Annotated in this window: 19 protein-coding genes; 8 read left to right on the forward strand and 11 right to left on the reverse strand. The window is 46.3% G+C overall.

From position 1 onward, the window contains the following. Nucleotides 1-96 precede the first annotated feature (96 nt). Complete coding sequence (locus OEV42_18935) at nucleotides 97-234, forward strand: hypothetical protein (GenBank protein ID MDH3976346.1); 138 nt, start codon at nucleotides 97-99, stop codon at nucleotides 232-234. A gap of 142 nt (nucleotides 235-376) precedes the next feature. Here the strand turns inward: OEV42_18935 and OEV42_18940 are convergent, their stop codons facing one another. The 9 genes from OEV42_18940 to OEV42_18980 all read right to left on the reverse strand — a co-directional run bounded on the left by OEV42_18940 (nucleotide 377) and on the right by OEV42_18980 (nucleotide 5,437). Then, nucleotides 377-856 carry a peptidylprolyl isomerase gene (locus tag OEV42_18940; protein MDH3976347.1) on the reverse strand — a complete coding sequence of 160 codons (480 nt, stop codon included), beginning with the start codon at nucleotides 854-856 and terminating at the stop codon, nucleotides 377-379. Between the two features lie 35 nt (nucleotides 857-891). Beyond that, a complete protein-coding gene (locus tag OEV42_18945; protein ID MDH3976348.1) occupies nucleotides 892-1,236 on the reverse strand; it encodes a histidine triad nucleotide-binding protein in 345 nt (114 codons plus the stop codon). 1 nt (nucleotide 1,237) lies between these two features. Beyond that, a complete protein-coding gene (locus OEV42_18950; protein ID MDH3976349.1) occupies nucleotides 1,238-1,585 on the reverse strand; it encodes a phosphoribosyl-ATP diphosphatase in 348 nt (115 codons plus the stop codon). Continuing rightward, nucleotides 1,566-1,955: a phosphoribosyl-AMP cyclohydrolase gene (gene hisI, locus OEV42_18955; GenBank protein ID MDH3976350.1), complete on the reverse strand. Its 390-nt coding sequence runs from the start codon at nucleotides 1,953-1,955 to the stop codon at nucleotides 1,566-1,568. Before hisI ends, OEV42_18950 begins: the two co-directional genes overlap by 20 nt. Further along, nucleotides 1,952-2,716, reverse strand: coding sequence for an imidazole glycerol phosphate synthase subunit HisF (gene hisF, locus OEV42_18960; GenBank protein ID MDH3976351.1), 765 nt, complete (start codon nucleotides 2,714-2,716; stop codon nucleotides 1,952-1,954). Before hisF ends, hisI begins: the two co-directional genes overlap by 4 nt. Nucleotide 2,717: 1 nt before the next feature. Then, nucleotides 2,718-3,455, reverse strand: a complete 738-nt coding sequence (hisA, locus tag OEV42_18965; GenBank protein ID MDH3976352.1) for a 1-(5-phosphoribosyl)-5-[(5-phosphoribosylamino)methylideneamino]imidazole-4-carboxamide isomerase — start codon at nucleotides 3,453-3,455, stop codon at nucleotides 2,718-2,720. Beyond that, nucleotides 3,455-4,060, reverse strand: coding sequence for an imidazole glycerol phosphate synthase subunit HisH (gene hisH / locus OEV42_18970; GenBank protein ID MDH3976353.1), 606 nt, complete (start codon nucleotides 4,058-4,060; stop codon nucleotides 3,455-3,457). Before hisH ends, hisA begins: the two co-directional genes overlap by 1 nt. Nucleotides 4,061-4,063: 3 nt before the next feature. Then, nucleotides 4,064-4,651 carry an imidazoleglycerol-phosphate dehydratase HisB gene (hisB, locus tag OEV42_18975; GenBank protein ID MDH3976354.1) on the reverse strand — a complete coding sequence of 196 codons (588 nt, stop codon included), beginning with the start codon at nucleotides 4,649-4,651 and terminating at the stop codon, nucleotides 4,064-4,066. A gap of 429 nt (nucleotides 4,652-5,080) precedes the next feature. Then, nucleotides 5,081-5,437 (reverse strand): hypothetical protein, encoded by a 357-nt coding sequence (locus OEV42_18980; protein ID MDH3976355.1) that lies wholly within the window; start codon nucleotides 5,435-5,437, stop codon nucleotides 5,081-5,083. 208 nt (nucleotides 5,438-5,645) lie between these two features. Between OEV42_18980 and dksA the strand changes: the two genes are divergently transcribed. The 7 genes from dksA (at nucleotide 5,646) to xseA (ending at nucleotide 13,623) form a co-directional block, all read left to right on the forward strand. Further along, nucleotides 5,646-6,008: an RNA polymerase-binding protein DksA gene (gene dksA, locus OEV42_18985; GenBank protein ID MDH3976356.1), complete on the forward strand. Its 363-nt coding sequence runs from the start codon at nucleotides 5,646-5,648 to the stop codon at nucleotides 6,006-6,008. A gap of 67 nt (nucleotides 6,009-6,075) precedes the next feature. Then, complete coding sequence (gene galT, locus OEV42_18990; GenBank protein ID MDH3976357.1) at nucleotides 6,076-7,077, forward strand: galactose-1-phosphate uridylyltransferase; 1,002 nt, start codon at nucleotides 6,076-6,078, stop codon at nucleotides 7,075-7,077. 13 nt (nucleotides 7,078-7,090) lie between these two features. Further along, a complete protein-coding gene (gene glgA / locus OEV42_18995; GenBank protein ID MDH3976358.1) occupies nucleotides 7,091-8,566 on the forward strand; it encodes a glycogen synthase GlgA in 1,476 nt (491 codons plus the stop codon). Then, the gene (locus OEV42_19000) at nucleotides 8,563-10,926 is read left to right on the forward strand and encodes a GAF domain-containing protein (GenBank protein MDH3976359.1); all 2,364 of its coding nucleotides are present in this window, start codon (nucleotides 8,563-8,565) and stop codon (nucleotides 10,924-10,926) included. The genes glgA and OEV42_19000 overlap by 4 nt, the downstream gene beginning before the upstream one ends. A 27-nt stretch (nucleotides 10,927-10,953) precedes the next feature. Continuing rightward, on the forward strand, nucleotides 10,954-11,313 hold the full coding sequence (locus OEV42_19005; protein MDH3976360.1) for a response regulator: 360 nt from the start codon (nucleotides 10,954-10,956) through the stop codon (nucleotides 11,311-11,313). Between the two features lie 49 nt (nucleotides 11,314-11,362). Further along, a complete protein-coding gene (locus OEV42_19010) occupies nucleotides 11,363-12,409 on the forward strand; it encodes a GAF domain-containing protein (GenBank protein ID MDH3976361.1) in 1,047 nt (348 codons plus the stop codon). Between the two features lie 11 nt (nucleotides 12,410-12,420). Continuing rightward, complete coding sequence (gene xseA, locus OEV42_19015; protein MDH3976362.1) at nucleotides 12,421-13,623, forward strand: exodeoxyribonuclease VII large subunit; 1,203 nt, start codon at nucleotides 12,421-12,423, stop codon at nucleotides 13,621-13,623. Between the two features lie 42 nt (nucleotides 13,624-13,665). Here the strand turns inward: xseA and OEV42_19020 are convergent, their stop codons facing one another. After that, nucleotides 13,666-14,847: a hypothetical protein gene (locus OEV42_19020; GenBank protein MDH3976363.1), complete on the reverse strand. Its 1,182-nt coding sequence runs from the start codon at nucleotides 14,845-14,847 to the stop codon at nucleotides 13,666-13,668. 236 nt (nucleotides 14,848-15,083) lie between these two features. Continuing rightward, a partial coding sequence (locus tag OEV42_19025) for an exodeoxyribonuclease III (GenBank protein MDH3976364.1) occupies nucleotides 15,084-15,834 on the reverse strand: 751 nt, incomplete at its 5' end.

Below are 15,834 nucleotides of genomic sequence, written 5' to 3' on the forward strand. Positions count from 1 at the left end.
CGTTGCCGGTCCTCTCGGTGTGATTCATGCGGTGAATACCTGGGCCCATGAAAAGAAGAACTATCGCTACGGCCCCATTGAAGAAAAAAACTGCCCTTGACGGGCAACTATACGCAGGTCATCTGGAAAAAAACCAGACCTGCAGGCTGTGCGAAGGCCCTTTGCAGCGGCAGCGCCCTTGTCGTCTGCAACTATGATCCGCCTGGTAATGTTGTGGGAGAAAAGCCTTACTGATTGTTTTTAAATGCTTTTTTATGATTAGTGCATTTTTGAATATTTAGAGAGCGCTCATGAATTTTTTCGAGGTATCCATAATTAAAAAAGCCCGCAATGAGTCATTGCGGGCTTTTCCTTTTCAGCTTATATTGACTTCTTGTCAGTGACTGCACCCGGGGCCATGCACATGGCCATGGGCCATTTCATCTTCCGTTGCATCTCTTATTTCAACGAGTTCCAGTTCCATTTTAAGTTTCTGGCCGGCCAGGGGATGATTAAAGTCGATAGTTATATTCTCCTCTTCTATCTTCTTGACCGTAACAGGCACTTCATGGCCATCCTGCTGGGTGAGGAAAGTCATTCCTTCCTTAAGTTCGACCCCTTCAGGGAAATTCGATTTGGCCGTAATCTTTACACCCTCCTCAACATATTCACCGTAGGCCTCTGCCGCTTCGAGTTCGATCGTCGCCTTTTCGCCTGCTTCCATGGTGGATAACTTTTCTTCCACCTTGGGAAACATATGGTCCGATGAACCGAGGAAGGAATAAGGGTGCTGGTCTTCCGTACTGTCCTGTATGGTTCCTTTTTCATCGGTTATTTTATAGTGAATGGTTGCTACTTTTGTTGCTTCTATAGACATAGCTTCTCCTTCTTTGTTATCGATTTTATAATGCTTTATGCCATCTGATCGCTTAGTCTGGCGCCACCCATAAGATGAAGGTGAAGGTGAAAAACAACCTGTCCTCCCTCTTTCCCTGAATTTATGGCAACCCTGAAGCCTGAGCTGTCAATGCCGAGTTTCTTTGCCACCCTGTTTGCCGTCAGCATAAGGCCTGAAAGGAGGTCTTTATCTTCCTCCCCGCAATGAGAGAGTTGTTCCACATGCCTTTTGGGAAGGACCAGCACATGGACGGGGCTTTGGGGCTTAATATCTTTAAAGGCCAGAAAGTCATCGTCTTCATAAACCTTATGGGAAGGGATTGACCCTTCCACAATGTTGCAAAAAAGACAGTCAGACATGCTAAATCTTCTTTCTTTGGGCCTTCTCGGCAATGCCTGAAGTCCCCATGCGCCTTTTGAATTCCTTGGCAATCTCTTCGGGGCTGATTTCCTTGTGGCCCATCAGCACCAGACAGTGGAAGAAAAGGTCCGTTACTTCATGGACAATCTTTTTCTTGTCACCACCCTTGGCGGCGATAATAACCTCTGCCGCCTCTTCTCCGATCTTTTTTAGGATAGAATCATCCCCCTTTTTGTAAAGGAGCGCCACGTAAGATTGATCCTGCATATTTCGCTTTCTCTCCATGAGCACGCTAAAAAGATCTTCCAGCGTTTCCCCCAGACGATTTTCATCCTCTTTTATCGCCATATACCTCCCCCTCGTCAAATATTTTTTTGGAATTTTCAATAAGTGAATCACCTTCAACCTTCCTGTAGAAACAGCTGTAACGGCCTGTATGGCAGGCCGCTTTTTCCTGGTCGACCTTGATGAGAACCGTGTCGCCATCACAATCGAGGAAGATCTCCCTTACTGCCTGCACATGGCCTGATGATTCCCCTTTTAGCCATAATTTTTTTCTCGACCGGCTATAGTAATGCACCTTGCCTGTTTCAATGGTTTTTTCAAAAGCCTCGAGATTCATATAGGCCATCATGAGCACATGACCGCTTTTGAAATCCTGCGTTATTGCCGGGACGAGCCCCTTTTCATCGAATTTGACTTTATCACTCACTTTCATATTCTGACGGGAAGGTCCCTCTCCTTAAGATATTCCTTAACTTCCTTCACGGTATATTCACCGTAATGAAAGATCGATGCCGCCAATGCCGCATCAGCTTTCCCCCGTTGAAAACCGTCATAAATATGTTCAGGATTACCCACGCCACCGGAGGCGATAACGGGAATGGCAAGGGCGTCTGAAATGGTCCGGGTCAGCTCAATATCAAAACCGTCTTTCGTTCCATCACAGTCCATGCTGGTAAGGAGAATTTCACCGGCGCCGAAGGCTTCCATCTTGCGAGCCCACTGGAGGGCGTCAATGCCTGTCGGATTTCGACCGCCGTGAGTAAAAACTTCCCATTTAGATTCAGTGCCTGACACCCTTTTTGCATCGATGGCGACGACAATGCACTGGCTGCCGAATATTTGGGAAGCCTCCTTTACAAATTCAGGGTTCCTGACGGCTGCCGTGTTAATGGAGACCTTGTCGGCGCCGGCATTGAGCAGTTCCCTGATATCTTCCACTTTTGAAATCCCGCCGCCTACGGTAAGGGGCATAAAGACGTCATTGGCGGTGCGTCTTACCACATCGAGGATAATGCCCCGTTTTTCGTGAGAGGCAGTAATATCGAGAAAGGTTAGTTCATCAGCGCCCTGCCTGTCATATTCCCTTGCTACCTGAACAGGATCTCCGGCATCTTTGAGATCGAGAAATCGGGTTCCCTTAACGACCCTGCCGTCTTTTACATCAAGGCATGGAATAATACGCTTGGTCAGCACCTTAGCCTGTCCTGCCATTTGCGGCAAGGTCAACAGCTTCTTTGAGGTCGAGAGCGCCCGAATAAATTGCCTTGCCTGTAATTACCCCTTCTACGCCGTCATTTACGAGAGGAAGAAGCTTTTTAATATCGTCAATGGAAGAAACACCGCCCGAAGCTATAATCGGTATATCGACAGAAAGCGCCAGTTCACGGGTCGTCTCAATATTGGGTCCCCGCATCATTCCATCTCTCGATATGTCCGTATAGATAATGGCAGCCACGCCATAATCTTCATATTCGGCAGCCAGCTCCATGGCGTTTTTGGAAGTCACCTCGGCCCAGCCCTTGATGGCTACCTTTCCTTCTTTTGCATCAATACCGACGACGATTCTTCCATGGTATATATCACAGGCCTTGATCACAAATTGGGGACTCTTCTGGGCAATTGTGCCGAGAATGACCCTGTCTGCACCCATGGAAATATACTCATCGATTGTTTCGATGTCTCTTATGCCGCCGCCGACCTGGACAGGAATACTGATGGCATCGATAATATCTTCAATAATGTCCTTATTCCGGGGCGTTCCCTTAAAAGCGCCATCGAGATCGACAAGATGAAGCCTTGTCGCTCCCAGGGATGCCCATTTTTTTGCCATTGAGACGGGGTCCGATGAAAATACGGTGTCTCTTTTCATGTCCCCCTGTTCAAGACGTACACATTGACCACCTTTCAGGTCAATAGCAGGTATGATTTCCATTAATTCAACTCTCCAAAAGCTTTTAGTATATTAAGGCCGTCACTCTGGCTCTTTTCCGGATGAAACTGGCAGGCAAAAATATTGTCCTTCCAGATGCTTGAAACAAATTCCAGCCCGTAATCTGTTGTTGTGGCAGCAACATCTTCTTCAGGTAAAATATAGTAGGAATGGACGAAGTAAAAATAGCTTTCATTTTTAATGTTGGCCAGCAGGGGCGCCTCTTTGACTTTATTGACACTGTTCCAGCCCATGTGAGGAACTTTGAGGTGCTCCCTCTGGGGAAAGCGCTTTACCTTCCCCTTGATGACGCCAAGCCCCTTGTGGGCGCCGAACTCTTCACTCTCTTCAAAAAGCAGCTGCAGACCGAGGCAGATGCCGAGAAAAGGCTTTCCCTTTTCTATATGACGGATAACAGGCTCTGCAAGGCCCCGTTCCTCCAGGTTTCGCATGCAGTCTCTAAAAGCGCCTACACCGGGGAGAACAATTTTGGAGGCCTTTTCTATGGATTTTACTTCACCGGAAACAAGCGCATCACAACCTGCCTTTTCAAAACCCTTCTGGACGCTTCTCAAATTTCCCATGCCGTAATCTACGACAGCAATCATTGTCTATAGTCTTCCCTTCGTCGAGGGAACGCCCTTAACCCGTTCATCTTTTGTTGTCGCCCCGTCAAGGGCCCTTCCAAATGCCTTGAATACCGCTTCCAGGCAATGATGGCTGTTTGTGCCTCTTCTCAGGTCTACATGAATAGTCATTCCCCCGTTGGATGCAAGGGCCTGGAAAAATTCACCGGCCAGCTCCACATCGAAGGTGCCTGCCTTTTCAATGGGAATGTCCACATTGAAGGTAAGGTGAGGTCTTCCGCTGATATCGAGGGCTACTTCGGCAAGCGCTTCATCCATGGGAATAAGGGCATTTCCGTAGCGCCTGATACCGCTTTTGCTGCCCAGGGCCTCTTTTATGGCTTGTCCGAGACAAATTCCCACATCTTCCACCGTATGGTGAAAATCTATTTCCACATCGCCTGTGCCATGGACAGTCATATCGAAAAGGCCGTGGCGGGTCATGAGTTCCAGCATATGGTTCAGAAAAGGGATGGGCGTGGATATATTATACTCTCCACTGCCATCGATATTAATAGAGAGAGAAATGTTTGTCTCCTTCGTTTCCCGCTCTATTTTTGCCTTTCTCTCCATCAAAAGCTCCCTCTGTCGATTTAACAGCCATTTTCAGGCCGGAACCTGAATTATAGTTTTCTTGCCGGACCTTATCAAGTCTTTTGTTTATATGGTCCCTTCTTTACTTTAATGGATATTTTAATGATGGAAGAGACAGAGGTCGCAGAGCAGAGGAATAAGAAGGTCTAAATCCCTGATTAATTTAAGGATATCTTTAAACGTTCCAATAGTGGAAAAGACAAATTATTTTGCGGATTCACACCTCTTGAGGGGGTGAGCATAAAAACAGTTAAATTCTGGAAATAAATTTAACGCCTGCTTGTGGCCGGCCTTTTTTCTGAAAACTCTGTGCGTTTTGCCCTTGGAATATCGTTCAGGTTTACCTGATTCATGTATTTACCGGGGGGGCCGGGCAGACGTGTTCAAAGAGAAGGTTTTTGGCGAAACTTATTTTACGACCTTGAGGTGTCCCCGCTTTTTTTCGCTCTTTTGAGTGTCGGAATCCCCTTTATTATCAGGGGAGCCATCCCTTTTGCAAAAGAAAGCCTTGTTATTTCCCTCGACGGCAGCAACGTGAATCCAGGGAATATGAACGTCATAATGAACCCTGTTGATGGACAAAGAGACCTGGATGCCGCTATCGGCAATTATCAGGCAGGGTGTTGCATCCCCACCCATGACAAGCCGCTGCAAGCCCTCCAGCGGCAGATCGACCTCATCGGCATGAATGGTAAGAAAGAAGCTCCCCTCTTCCTCATAGATTACTTCTGCAACGCTCTTTAAGAGTATGTCTGTTTTGTCCATATTCGATTATGCAATTCTCTTCCCTGCTAAGACTTATAACAGAGCGCCAGGTAGCTTGCAAGGCTTTTATGCGCTCCCCGCAGGGGCTTTTTATTGCGCCGACACAATCTGAATAAAAGCGTTCACCCTTTTATTCACCTTTTTAGGCTTTGCTTTTTACTTTACAAGCCCTATGGCATTTCGCTATATTTTCATTAAGGAGAAAAAAATGGATGATAAAGATCTTGAGCATTTCAGGCAACTCCTTATCGAGCAACTATCGGAACTGCTAGGCCACGGACAGGAAACGGTATCTGAAATGATAGGAGAAAAGGCCCTTTTTGCTGATCCTACCGACAGGGCTCTCTTCGAATCCAATCGCAACTTCACCCTGAGAATAAGAGACAGGGAAAGAAAGCTCATCACCAAGATCCAGGAAGCGCTCGATAGAATCGAAGAGGGTACTTTTGGTATTTGTGAAGAATGTGAAGAGTTAATCCCTTTCAAAAGGCTTGAAGTCAGGCCGGTAACAACGCTTTGTGTCAATTGTAAAACAAAAGCCGAGAACCTGGAAAAGAAAGCCAGAACCTGATCCGGCCAAAAATCCCTGCCAGGCCGCTTACCCCTATTAACAGAATTAACAGATAAAGGAGATATTCATGCCGGAGTTGAGGAAAGATCCCATTCTCGACCGATGGGTTATTATATCTACAGACCGTCAAAAAAGACCGACCGATTTTTTCCTGCCCGAAGTTTCTCACAGGGAAGGCGGCTTTTGCCCCTTCTGTGAAGGGAATGAAGACAAGACACCCTTTGAAATTTACGCAAGGGGAAAAGAAGACCGGAAAGTTAATGAGCCGGGCTGGTCACTGAGAGTCGTTCCCAACAGGTTTCCCGCGCTTACGATTGAGGGAGACCTTAAAAAAGAGGGGGAAGGCCTCTATGATAAAATCACGGGAGTAGGCGCCCATGAAGTTATCATAGAAACGCCTGACCACACAGAAACCCTCGCTTCCATGAGTGTGGAGAAATTTATAGAAGTCCTGGAGGCATACAGGGCAAGAATTACAGACTTAAAAAGAGATAAGCGTTTTAAATACGTGCTTGTCTTTAAAAATCACGGCATGGCGGCCGGCGCTTCGCTTGAGCACAGCCATTCCCAACTCATCGCCCTCCCCATCATACCCAAGAGGGTCGGTGAGGAACTGGCGGGAAGTAAAAGGCATTTTAACTATAAGGAACGCTGCATCTATTGTGACATTATTCATCAGGAAATTTCACAAAAATCCCGCATTGTCCTGGAAAATGCACACTTTATCGTCCTGTCGCCATTTGCGCCGAAATCTCCCTTTGAAACATGGATCTTACCCAAAAAGCACCTCGCTTCTTATGAAAATATCCCTTCCGAATGCATGGAATCACTGGCGCGGATATTCTCTGAAACACTGAAGAGGCTTGATAAGGCGCTGGGAAGCCATCCCTATAACTTTATCCTCCATACCTCACCTTTTGGCCTGGAAAACATCGAGTATTACCACTGGCACTTTGAAATAATGCCCAAACTGACCAAAACCGCCGGTTTTGAATGGGGTTCAGGCTTCTACATAAACCCTACGTCTCCCGAAGAGGCGGCCGGGTTTTTAAGAGAAGCCAAAATTTGATGAAATTTTTCCCATGAATATTATCATCGCATCCCCTGAATCTTCACCCTACTCAAAGACAGGAGGCCTGGCAGACGTTGCAGGGGCGCTTCCTTCGGCTTTAGCCAGGCTCGGCCACAAGGTAAAGATATTTACACCTTTATATAAAAGTGTCAGAGAAAAACACGGAAAAATAGCCCACAGGGGAATCAGGATTTCTGTAAAGCTGGGTGATAAAAACCATGATGGCGAACTGTGGCAGGAAGGAAATTATTACTTTATAAAGAATGATCTCTTTTTTGACAGGGAGGAGTTCTACGGCCATGGGGATATCGATTATGAAGATAATCACCTGCGATTTGCTTTCTTCTCTATGGCTATCCTGGAGGCATTAAAAGCAATAGGCGAAGAGGCGCATATTATCCACTGCCATGATTGGCAAACGGCGCTCATTCCGCTTTACATGAAGCTGTATTATCGTGAAGAAGCTGTCTTTAATAAATCGGCCGTGCTCTTTACCATCCATAATATGGCTTTCCAGGGGCTCTTTCCCAAAAAAGTGATGGACCAGATTGCTTTGCCGTCCGGCCTGTTTAACTATAAGGGGCTTGAGTTTTATGAAAAGCTGAATTTTATGAAAGCGGGCCTCATCTTTTCAGATCTGCTCTCCACCGTAAGTATTAAATACAGTAAGGAGATCCAGACAAAGGAAATGGGATGTGGCCTCGAAGGCCTGCTTCAGGAAAGAAAGAGAGATCTCTATGGTGTGGCTAACGGCATTAACTACGATGAATGGGACCCTGAAACTGATAAGTATATCCGGGCAAACTATAGCCATAAAGATATAAGAAACAAAAAGCTCTGCAAGAAAGAGTTGTTGGATATATTTAAACTCCCCCATAAAGAAAATATTCCTCTTGTGGGGCTCGTATCGAGGCTCGACCCGCAAAAAGGATTCGAACTTATCAGGAAGGGACAAAAAAGCCTTATGGCCCTCCCCATCCAGATGGTCTTTCTCGGCAAAGGGTCGAAAGAGATAGAAAATTTTCTTCATAAAATGGCTAAGGAAAATCCGGACAGAGTAGGCCTTTCTATCGGTTACGATGAAAGCCTTGCCCATAAGATAGAAGCGGGAGCCGACATATTTCTAATGCCTTCCCGGTATGAGCCCTGCGGCCTTAATCATCTTTACAGCCTCAAATACGGGACTGTGCCTGTTGTAAGAGCAACAGGCGGCCTTGATGACGCCATTACCAATTACAGTTATAGCCGAAAAAAAGGGAATGGTTTTAAATTCAGGGCATTTAAACCGGCAGCCATGGTAAATGCCCTTAAAAAGGCCGTCAGCCTTTTCCTTTCTGATCGTGAAGACTGGGAAGGCCTCATAAAAAAGGCCATGCAGGAAGAGTATACATGGCACATGTCTGCCGACAGATATGTTAAACTTTATCATAAGGCCATTAGTAACAGCCGGGAAAGACCAGGGAATATAACGGAGGTTATGAGGTGAAACTCTCCTTTGATAAGGGCTTTGGCCTTTTAAGTGAAATTATCAGAATATCCAACTCCACTCTCGATATCGATACGAGACTTAAAAATATCCTCTATATTTTTTCTTCTGCCATGGAATTCAAGGATGTAGCGCTTTATGTACTCGATGCTGAAAGTGACGAATTATACCTTAAGTGCCACAAGAATGGTATTTTCAGGGAAGAGTTTAGCCTCAAAGGGACGCCTGCGGCAGCGCTCTTTTTGGAAGGAAAAAGCTGCCTTCTCGGAGGCAGCAAGGAAGAAAGGGCCTTTCTCACCCGGATTTCGGGGGATGACCAGGCTAAAAAGGGTGGCATATTCCCCATAAGAGACGACAAGTTTTATTTCGGCGCATTGATCATTATTACAGGGGAAGGTATGGACCTTGATGAAGAAGACCTTAAGCTCATTACCCCCATTTGCCAGGAAATTGCCGGCACAATGAGAAATGCCCAGCTCTATTCGAGAACACGTGAGATGGTAGAAGATCTGCTCATGATAAACGATGTCTGGAAAACCATGAGTTCCACCATCAAGCTTGATGAATTGCTCCACCTTATAATTCAGAAAATTTCAACGGCCCTTAAGGCAAGCTATGGTCTTGTCAGGCTAAAAGATGAGGAGGGCAGGAAGGCACCCGTATTTTTTTGCAATACCAATGACAGTCTTGAAAAGGAAACACTCTTAAGGGCTTGCGACCTTGTTTGCGGTCATGTCTGCAGCCGTTTTGCGGCAACGATTATTGATGATCTTCCGCAGAGATTGGATTTGATACCGGAACAAAGCAGGCATCTCTTTAAAACGGTAATGGCAGCGCCTGTTATGTATCGCGAAAAACAGATCGGCTGCATTATTCTCTTCGGCAAGGAAGAAGGCGCAAGTTTCCTGAAAAAGGACCTGCAGCTCTTTGCTACCATGGCTTCACAAATGTCCGCCGTCACAAACAATGCGCTCCTTCTGGAGCATATGGAATTAATTAACAGGGAAAAAGAGGTAATGGTTCGTGAGCTTTCCAACCTTTTTGAACTTAACAAGGCCGTTATGACAACGATAGAGTTGGACCGGCTCCTCCATATAATATTGACGGCTGTTACTATTGGAGATGGTTTTGGCTTTAACAGGGCCATGCTCTTTCTCTACAATGAGAAATCAGGCTTTATCCAGGGAATGATGGGTGTCGGTCCCGATTCGCCTGAAGAGGCATGGAGAATCTGGGCTGAGATCAATGAAAAAAGGAAGACCCTCCAGGATATTCTTAAGGATGAGCAAGAGATTCTTCCTTCGTCAAAGCTCAATGAAATGGTAAAGAGCATCAGGGTGTCGGTAAGAGACAAAAGCATTCTTGGCCTTACGGTCCTTGAAAAACAGCCCTACAATATTAAGGACGCAAAAACCGATGCCAGGGTACATATGGATATCCTTGAGCGTATCAATTGCAGGGCCTTTGCCACGGCGCCGCTAATGGCGTCGGGAAGGGTTGTCGGTGTTATTCTCGTTGACAATATTTATAACGAAAGACCCATTACCGATGACGATATCAGGCTGCTCACCATTTTTGCAAACCAGGCCGGTGTGGCCATCGACAACTCCATACTCTACAGAAATATGCAAAATGCTCACAAGGAGTTGAAGGAAGCGCAGGGTAAACTCCTCCACACGGAAAAACTGGCGGCACTCGGTGAAATGTCGGCAGGCGTCGCTCATGAAATTAGAAATCCTCTCGTATCCATAGGAGGTTTTGCCAGGCGCCTGTCGAGAAAGCTGGAAGAGCAGGAAGAAAAAAAGTACATCGATATTATCTGCAAGGAAGTAGAAAGACTGGAAGCAATCCTTAATGAAATCCTCATCTTTTCCCGTGAAGAGCCGGCGGAAAGAGAAACACATAATATTAATGTCGTTATCGATGATACATTGCAGTTTTTCTGGAATGATTTCAAAAAAAATGGTATAGACGTACTAAAAGAACTGGAAGAACATATGGGTATGGTAGAAGCAAACTACCACCAGTTGAAGCAGGTATTTATCAATCTTTTCTCCAATGCGCGGCATGCCATGTCTCATGGCGGACGCCTGAAAATCAGGAGCTATGAGACGGATTATGAGGGGACCGACTTTATAATGGTTGAAATAAGTGATACGGGTGGAGGAATCCCTTATAGTGTAATGACCAATATATTTAATCCTTTTTTTACGACCAAGAACGAAGGGACGGGGCTGGGCCTGGCCATAACGCACAAGATACTCAGTACCTACAAGGGGGATGTGGAGGTCATGAATAACGAAGAAGGCGGCGCTACATTTGTTATAAAAATTCCCGTCATAAAAAAAAAGCAGGACTAATCATCAAACTTATACAGGAGGGGTGCAATGAAAAAGATTATGGTTGTCGATGATGAAGAAAATATCAGGTTTCTCTACAAAGAAGAATTGATGGATGAGGGATATGATGTTATTCTGGCTGCAAGTGGAGAAGAAGCGATAGACCTGCTGGGAGAGAGTGAGCCCGACCTTGTAACGCTTGACATAAAAATGCCGGGCATGGACGGCATAGAAACACTTAGAAAAATAAAGGAGATTAATAAAAAAATCCCCGTTGTACTCTGCACCGCTTACGGCCAGTACAAGCAGGATTTCAGTTCATGGGCATCCGATGCCTATGTCGTTAAATCAGCCGATCTTGGTGAACTGAAATCTATTGTTAAGGAGATTCTCGATAAAAACAACTGATATGAACTTCTTTTGTAAAATCAAAAAACTCTTTTTTTCCGAAACAGATATGTCCATAGCCGAGACAAATGCAATGGACAACCTGCAAACATCCATCCTCTTCGAAATCGGGAAGGCCATGAGTTCTTCCATGACGGACAAGGAAAAAACCCACAGGCTTATTACGGAAGCGGTAACCATGGTATTGCAGGTTGAGCGGAGTGTCCTTCTCCTGAAAGATGAAAGCGGCCGTCTCCTCAAGGCCGAGGGAGGCAGCGGTATTGTATCCGATGAGTTTCTGGAAGGACTGGAAATAGAACTGGGCAAAGGCATTATGGCTGACGTTGCTCTCAAGGGTGAGTCGAGGCTTGTCTGCGCTATCGATGGTGAAGATGAAGTTATAAAAAAAGTGATTGATAAATTCCAGGTTGATTCTCTTATTACGGCGCCACTCAAGGTAGAGGGGAAAATTCTTGGCGTCATTACAGCCGATACAAAACGATCGGGTGAAGCTTTTGTTAACAGCGATTTAAAGCTCCTTTCCGTTCTGTCAAACCTTGCCGCTGTTGCCGAGGAGAATGCCGCTCTCATTGAAAGCCTGAAAGATAAGGCCTCCCGTCTCAATGCGCTCTTTGAAATAGGAAAGGCCCTTAACTCGACACTCAAGCTGGAAGACCTTCTTGATCTCATCATTGATAAAGCCATTGAAGTGACAAGTGCTTCGAGCGGATCGATCATGCTCAGTGACGCGGAACAGGGCGTTCTGGTGATGAGGTCCTCAAGGGGGCTTAGCGCAGAAGTTATGAAAAATACACGCTTCAAAATCGGTGAAGGCGTTACCGGCTGGGCTGCCGAAAATGGAAAAGCTCTAATTGTACCTGATGTTACAAAAGATGAACGATACCGGTCTGTCAATGAAAAGGTAAAGTCGGAACTAGCCGTGCCCATGATTCTTGAAGGTGAAGTTATCGGTGTTATAAATGTTGATCATTATGAACTCAATGCCTTTACCTGCTGGGACATGGAAACGCTCTCCACTCTCGCTTCGGCGGCCGTCGTGGCTCTTAGGAATGCCGAACTTTTCGAAAAGCTGGAAACCTGCAGCACCTCCAAATAAAGTAAATATTTATGGATCTTGCTCCCGGGACAAATATTTTAAGCGTATCCCAGCTTAACAGCCTCATCAGTGACGTCATCGATGAAACTTTCGGCTTTGTCTGGGTTGAAGGAGAAGTGTCAAATCTTAGGATTCCCGCATCAGGGCATAGTTATTTTACGCTTAAAGATGCAGAGAGCCAGATCAGGGTCGTCCTCTTCAGGGGGGCCGGGCAATCACTTCAGTTTGACCTGAAGGATGGACAAAAGGTAATCTGCCTTGGCAAGCTTTCCCTTTACAAGCAGAGGGGTGAATATCAGGTCATTGCAGAGCATATGGAACCGTCAGGCCTGGGCTCGCTGCATCTTGCTTTTGAACAGTTGAAAAAGAAACTCGAAGGAGAGGGCCTTTTCGAGGCCGGGAAAAAGAAGCCCCTTCCCTCGTGCCCCAAAAAAATAGGTATCGTTACCTCTCCCACGGGGGCGGCTATAAAAGATATTCTAAATGTTCTTGAAAGAAGAAATTCCACCATAGAAGTCGTTATTTCTCCCACAGCGGTCCAGGGCGAAAAGGCGCCCCGTGAAATTGCGGCGGCAATCGAAGCGCTCAATGAACTCGGTAACATAGACGTTATCATCGCAGGAAGGGGAGGCGGTTCACTGGAAGACCTGTGGGCCTTTAATGAGGAAATTGTTGCCAGGGCCATTCATGCATCAGCCATCCCTGTTATTTCCGCCGTAGGCCACGAAAGGGATTACTGTATTTCCGACTTTGTTTCTGATTTAAGGGCGCCTACCCCTTCGGCGGCGGCGGAGATCGTTGCAAGGAGCGCAAGTGAACTTTCAAGGGAACTCCTTCATTTGAGGGAAAGAATGGAGTTGTCCATTAACAGGATACTTTCAAACCTCAGAAACAGGGTAGAGAGAGAAAAAAAACTGCTCATCGATCCCGGGAAAAGGCTTTCCGAGTCTAGAATGCGTATCGATGATCTTGCTTTCAGGCTTGAAAGACGGATGAGAGATGATCTTCAGCTTATGAAGTCCGGCTTGAGAGGATTGGCGGGCAAGCTCGACAGTTTAAGTCCACTCGCTGTCCTTTCCCGAGGTTACTCCATAGCCACGGACCTTTCAACGGGTAAAGTCATCCTCGACAGCAAAGAAGTCAGTTCAGGCAGCCTCATTGGAGTGAGGCTCTTTAAGGGTGAGCTTGAATGCAGGGTGGAGAATAAGAAATAAGCGGGGCTGCAAAAGCCGCCCGGCTATTTGATCGATCCATGATTAAAAAGACTCCCAGGGATAACCGATAATGATACTCACTCCCGGTCCTTCCCGTCCATAGGCAACATCACCGCGAATAACAAAGCCCCCTTCTGTTGCCATCCGAACACCTATACCGGCATCGGAACGATACTTGTCATACAAATCACTGCCTTTGTCGGCGACGGCGGCCACTTCGTAAAAGAAAGCCATCTGTATGGATGTGCGGATATCTTTGGCGACCCAGATATTAAAGGGCGTTGATTCTTCCGTAATATTCCAGCGATATTCCACGCCGGCAAAGCGGATATGGGCTCCCTTAAAACGGCTCATGGGATAGGCGCGCATGCGGCTCGTGCCACCCAGTCCCCCGGCTGTTCCGTAACGATTACCGCTGATAATGTTATCGACGACATCATTACAATCCTGCTGTTCCGCCGGTGTACCAATGGCACAGTTAAAACCGTAAATATTCTCTACAGCTGCACGGTCCGTTTCTCCCTTGGATCGTACCACGGCATCGGCCTGAAAATAATTGAGCACCAGCGTATCTCTTCGCCGCAGAGGGATATAGCCGGTCAGGTTGTACTGCATTGCATACTGGTCAACGGCATGTCTCTCCCGTTCCATTACCTGGCTGGCGCTTACGTCAAAACGTAGCCCCACGCGGGGATTCTGGTAATCATCGGTATAATCGATGCGCATGCCGACAATACCCACACCGTATTCGATGGTGTCGCTGTCTTTAAGGTCTTGCGTCAGATTGCCATCTGAATCGCGCAACTTTGATATATGCCATCCACCGTCATAGCCCATGGTATAAAACTCAAGCATGCGGTCAAAAAAGGTGCCCGTCAGCCGTGCGCCAAGGAAGTTGTTTTCATCCATTTCAAGCAGGGTGTAATCATCCTTATCTCCCCCGATACCACGGGCGCCAAAACTCTGGATCAGAATTTTACGAAACTTTGAACCGGTCAGATCGACTATCAGTCTTTTGGAAAGGAGATGAACATCGGAAAGGGCAAAACCTCCCCCTTCGAGATCCCCATCCAGCATATAGGTGTAGAAGTCGGCATAGCTGTTGTTTACGTTTGACACGGCGCCAACAAGGCCGGCGCCGCTGCCTAAACCGGGTAAGCTGTAAGGCGTAACAAAAACATAATAGCCCTGCTCATCGAGAAACTGGTCCCGGCGGCGTTCCATGGCATGGGCATCAGCAAATAAAACAAAGATTAAAAAAACAGGGAATATTGACAACAGTATTCTGCAAAAAAGACGGGACATTTTGAAAATATTCCTTAAATATTGTTTACAGACAATTCAAGATCAGAAAAAAACAAAAATCCAAAAATAATGGTTAGTAATTTCCTGTATGGAACGATCATGTTGTACTTCTCCTTTTCATATTTCTTATCCATTTGAAAGAATGACAGGTTATTTCAAAGGGCCAGATCCACCTGCACAGGGCAGTGATCGGACCCCATGACCTCGTTTAAAATATCGGCGCCTTTTACCTTGTTTATCATGTCGGCTGAAGCAAGACAATAATCGATTCTCCAGCCAATATTCCTGGTCCTTGCCCCGGCCCGGTAACTCCACCAGCTGTATTTTGTATCTTCAGGTTTTTTATGTCGGAATGTATCGATAAAATTAGAGGCTGCAAGATTATCCATACCGTCAATCTCTTCCTGCATATATCCGGCATTTTTATTGTAGTTTTCCTTTGGCCTCGCAAGGTCGATTTCCTTATGGGCTACGTTAAAGTCACCGCAGGTGATGAGGGGTTTTTCTTTTTCTAAACGTTTCAGGTAGGCAAGAAAATCGGCGTCCCACTTCTGCCGATAGCCGAGGCGCTTAAGTTCACTGCCCGAATTGGGTGTATATACATTGACGAGGAAAAAATCATCAAACTCAAGGGCCACCACACGCCCTTCCTGGTCATGCGCTTCAATTCCTATGTCGCAACGGGAGGCAAGAGGCTTCTTTTTGGTAAGAATGGCTGTGCCGGAATACCCCTTTTTTACAGCCGAATTGGAAAAGAGGTGATAACCGTCAATCTCAGACAGCGCCTCACTTACCTGATCATCCTGGGCCTTTGTTTCCTGGAGGCAGAGCACATCGGTATTCATACTGTCCAGCGATAATTTAAAATCCTTTTTCATGACGGCACGGATACCGTTAACATTCCAT

The organism is Deltaproteobacteria bacterium (assembly GCA_029860075.1).
Classification (GTDB): domain Bacteria; phylum Desulfobacterota; class JADFVX01; order JADFVX01; family JADFVX01; genus JAOUBX01.

What these genes read in the sequence shown, in the direction of transcription:
- hisB (MDH3976354.1), bottom strand. Translation starts at nt 4,651, where the DNA reads ATGGAGAGAAAGGCAAAAATAGAGCGGGAAACGAAGGAGACAAACATT.
- OEV42_18950 (MDH3976349.1), bottom strand. Translation starts at nt 1,585, where the DNA reads ATGGCGATAAAAGAGGATGAAAATCGTCTGGGGGAAACGCTGGAAGAT.
- OEV42_18980 (MDH3976355.1), bottom strand. Translation starts at nt 5,437, where the DNA reads ATGGACAAAACAGACATACTCTTAAAGAGCGTTGCAGAAGTAATCTAT.
- hisH (MDH3976353.1), bottom strand. Translation starts at nt 4,060, where the DNA reads ATGATTGCTGTCGTAGATTACGGCATGGGAAATTTGAGAAGCGTCCAG.
- xseA (MDH3976362.1), top strand. Translation starts at nt 12,421, where the DNA reads ATGGATCTTGCTCCCGGGACAAATATTTTAAGCGTATCCCAGCTTAAC.
- OEV42_19005 (MDH3976360.1), top strand. Translation starts at nt 10,954, where the DNA reads ATGAAAAAGATTATGGTTGTCGATGATGAAGAAAATATCAGGTTTCTC.
- hisA (MDH3976352.1), bottom strand. Translation starts at nt 3,455, where the DNA reads ATGGAAATCATACCTGCTATTGACCTGAAAGGTGGTCAATGTGTACGT.
- OEV42_19020 (MDH3976363.1), bottom strand. Translation starts at nt 14,847, where the DNA reads ATGGAACGCCGCCGGGACCAGTTTCTCGATGAGCAGGGCTATTATGTT.
- glgA (MDH3976358.1), top strand. Translation starts at nt 7,091, where the DNA reads ATGAATATTATCATCGCATCCCCTGAATCTTCACCCTACTCAAAGACA.
- OEV42_18940 (MDH3976347.1), bottom strand. Translation starts at nt 856, where the DNA reads ATGTCTATAGAAGCAACAAAAGTAGCAACCATTCACTATAAAATAACC.
- OEV42_19010 (MDH3976361.1), top strand. Translation starts at nt 11,363, where the DNA reads ATGTCCATAGCCGAGACAAATGCAATGGACAACCTGCAAACATCCATC.
- dksA (MDH3976356.1), top strand. Translation starts at nt 5,646, where the DNA reads ATGGATGATAAAGATCTTGAGCATTTCAGGCAACTCCTTATCGAGCAA.
- hisI (MDH3976350.1), bottom strand. Translation starts at nt 1,955, where the DNA reads ATGAAAGTGAGTGATAAAGTCAAATTCGATGAAAAGGGGCTCGTCCCG.
- OEV42_18945 (MDH3976348.1), bottom strand. Translation starts at nt 1,236, where the DNA reads ATGTCTGACTGTCTTTTTTGCAACATTGTGGAAGGGTCAATCCCTTCC.
- galT (MDH3976357.1), top strand. Translation starts at nt 6,076, where the DNA reads ATGCCGGAGTTGAGGAAAGATCCCATTCTCGACCGATGGGTTATTATA.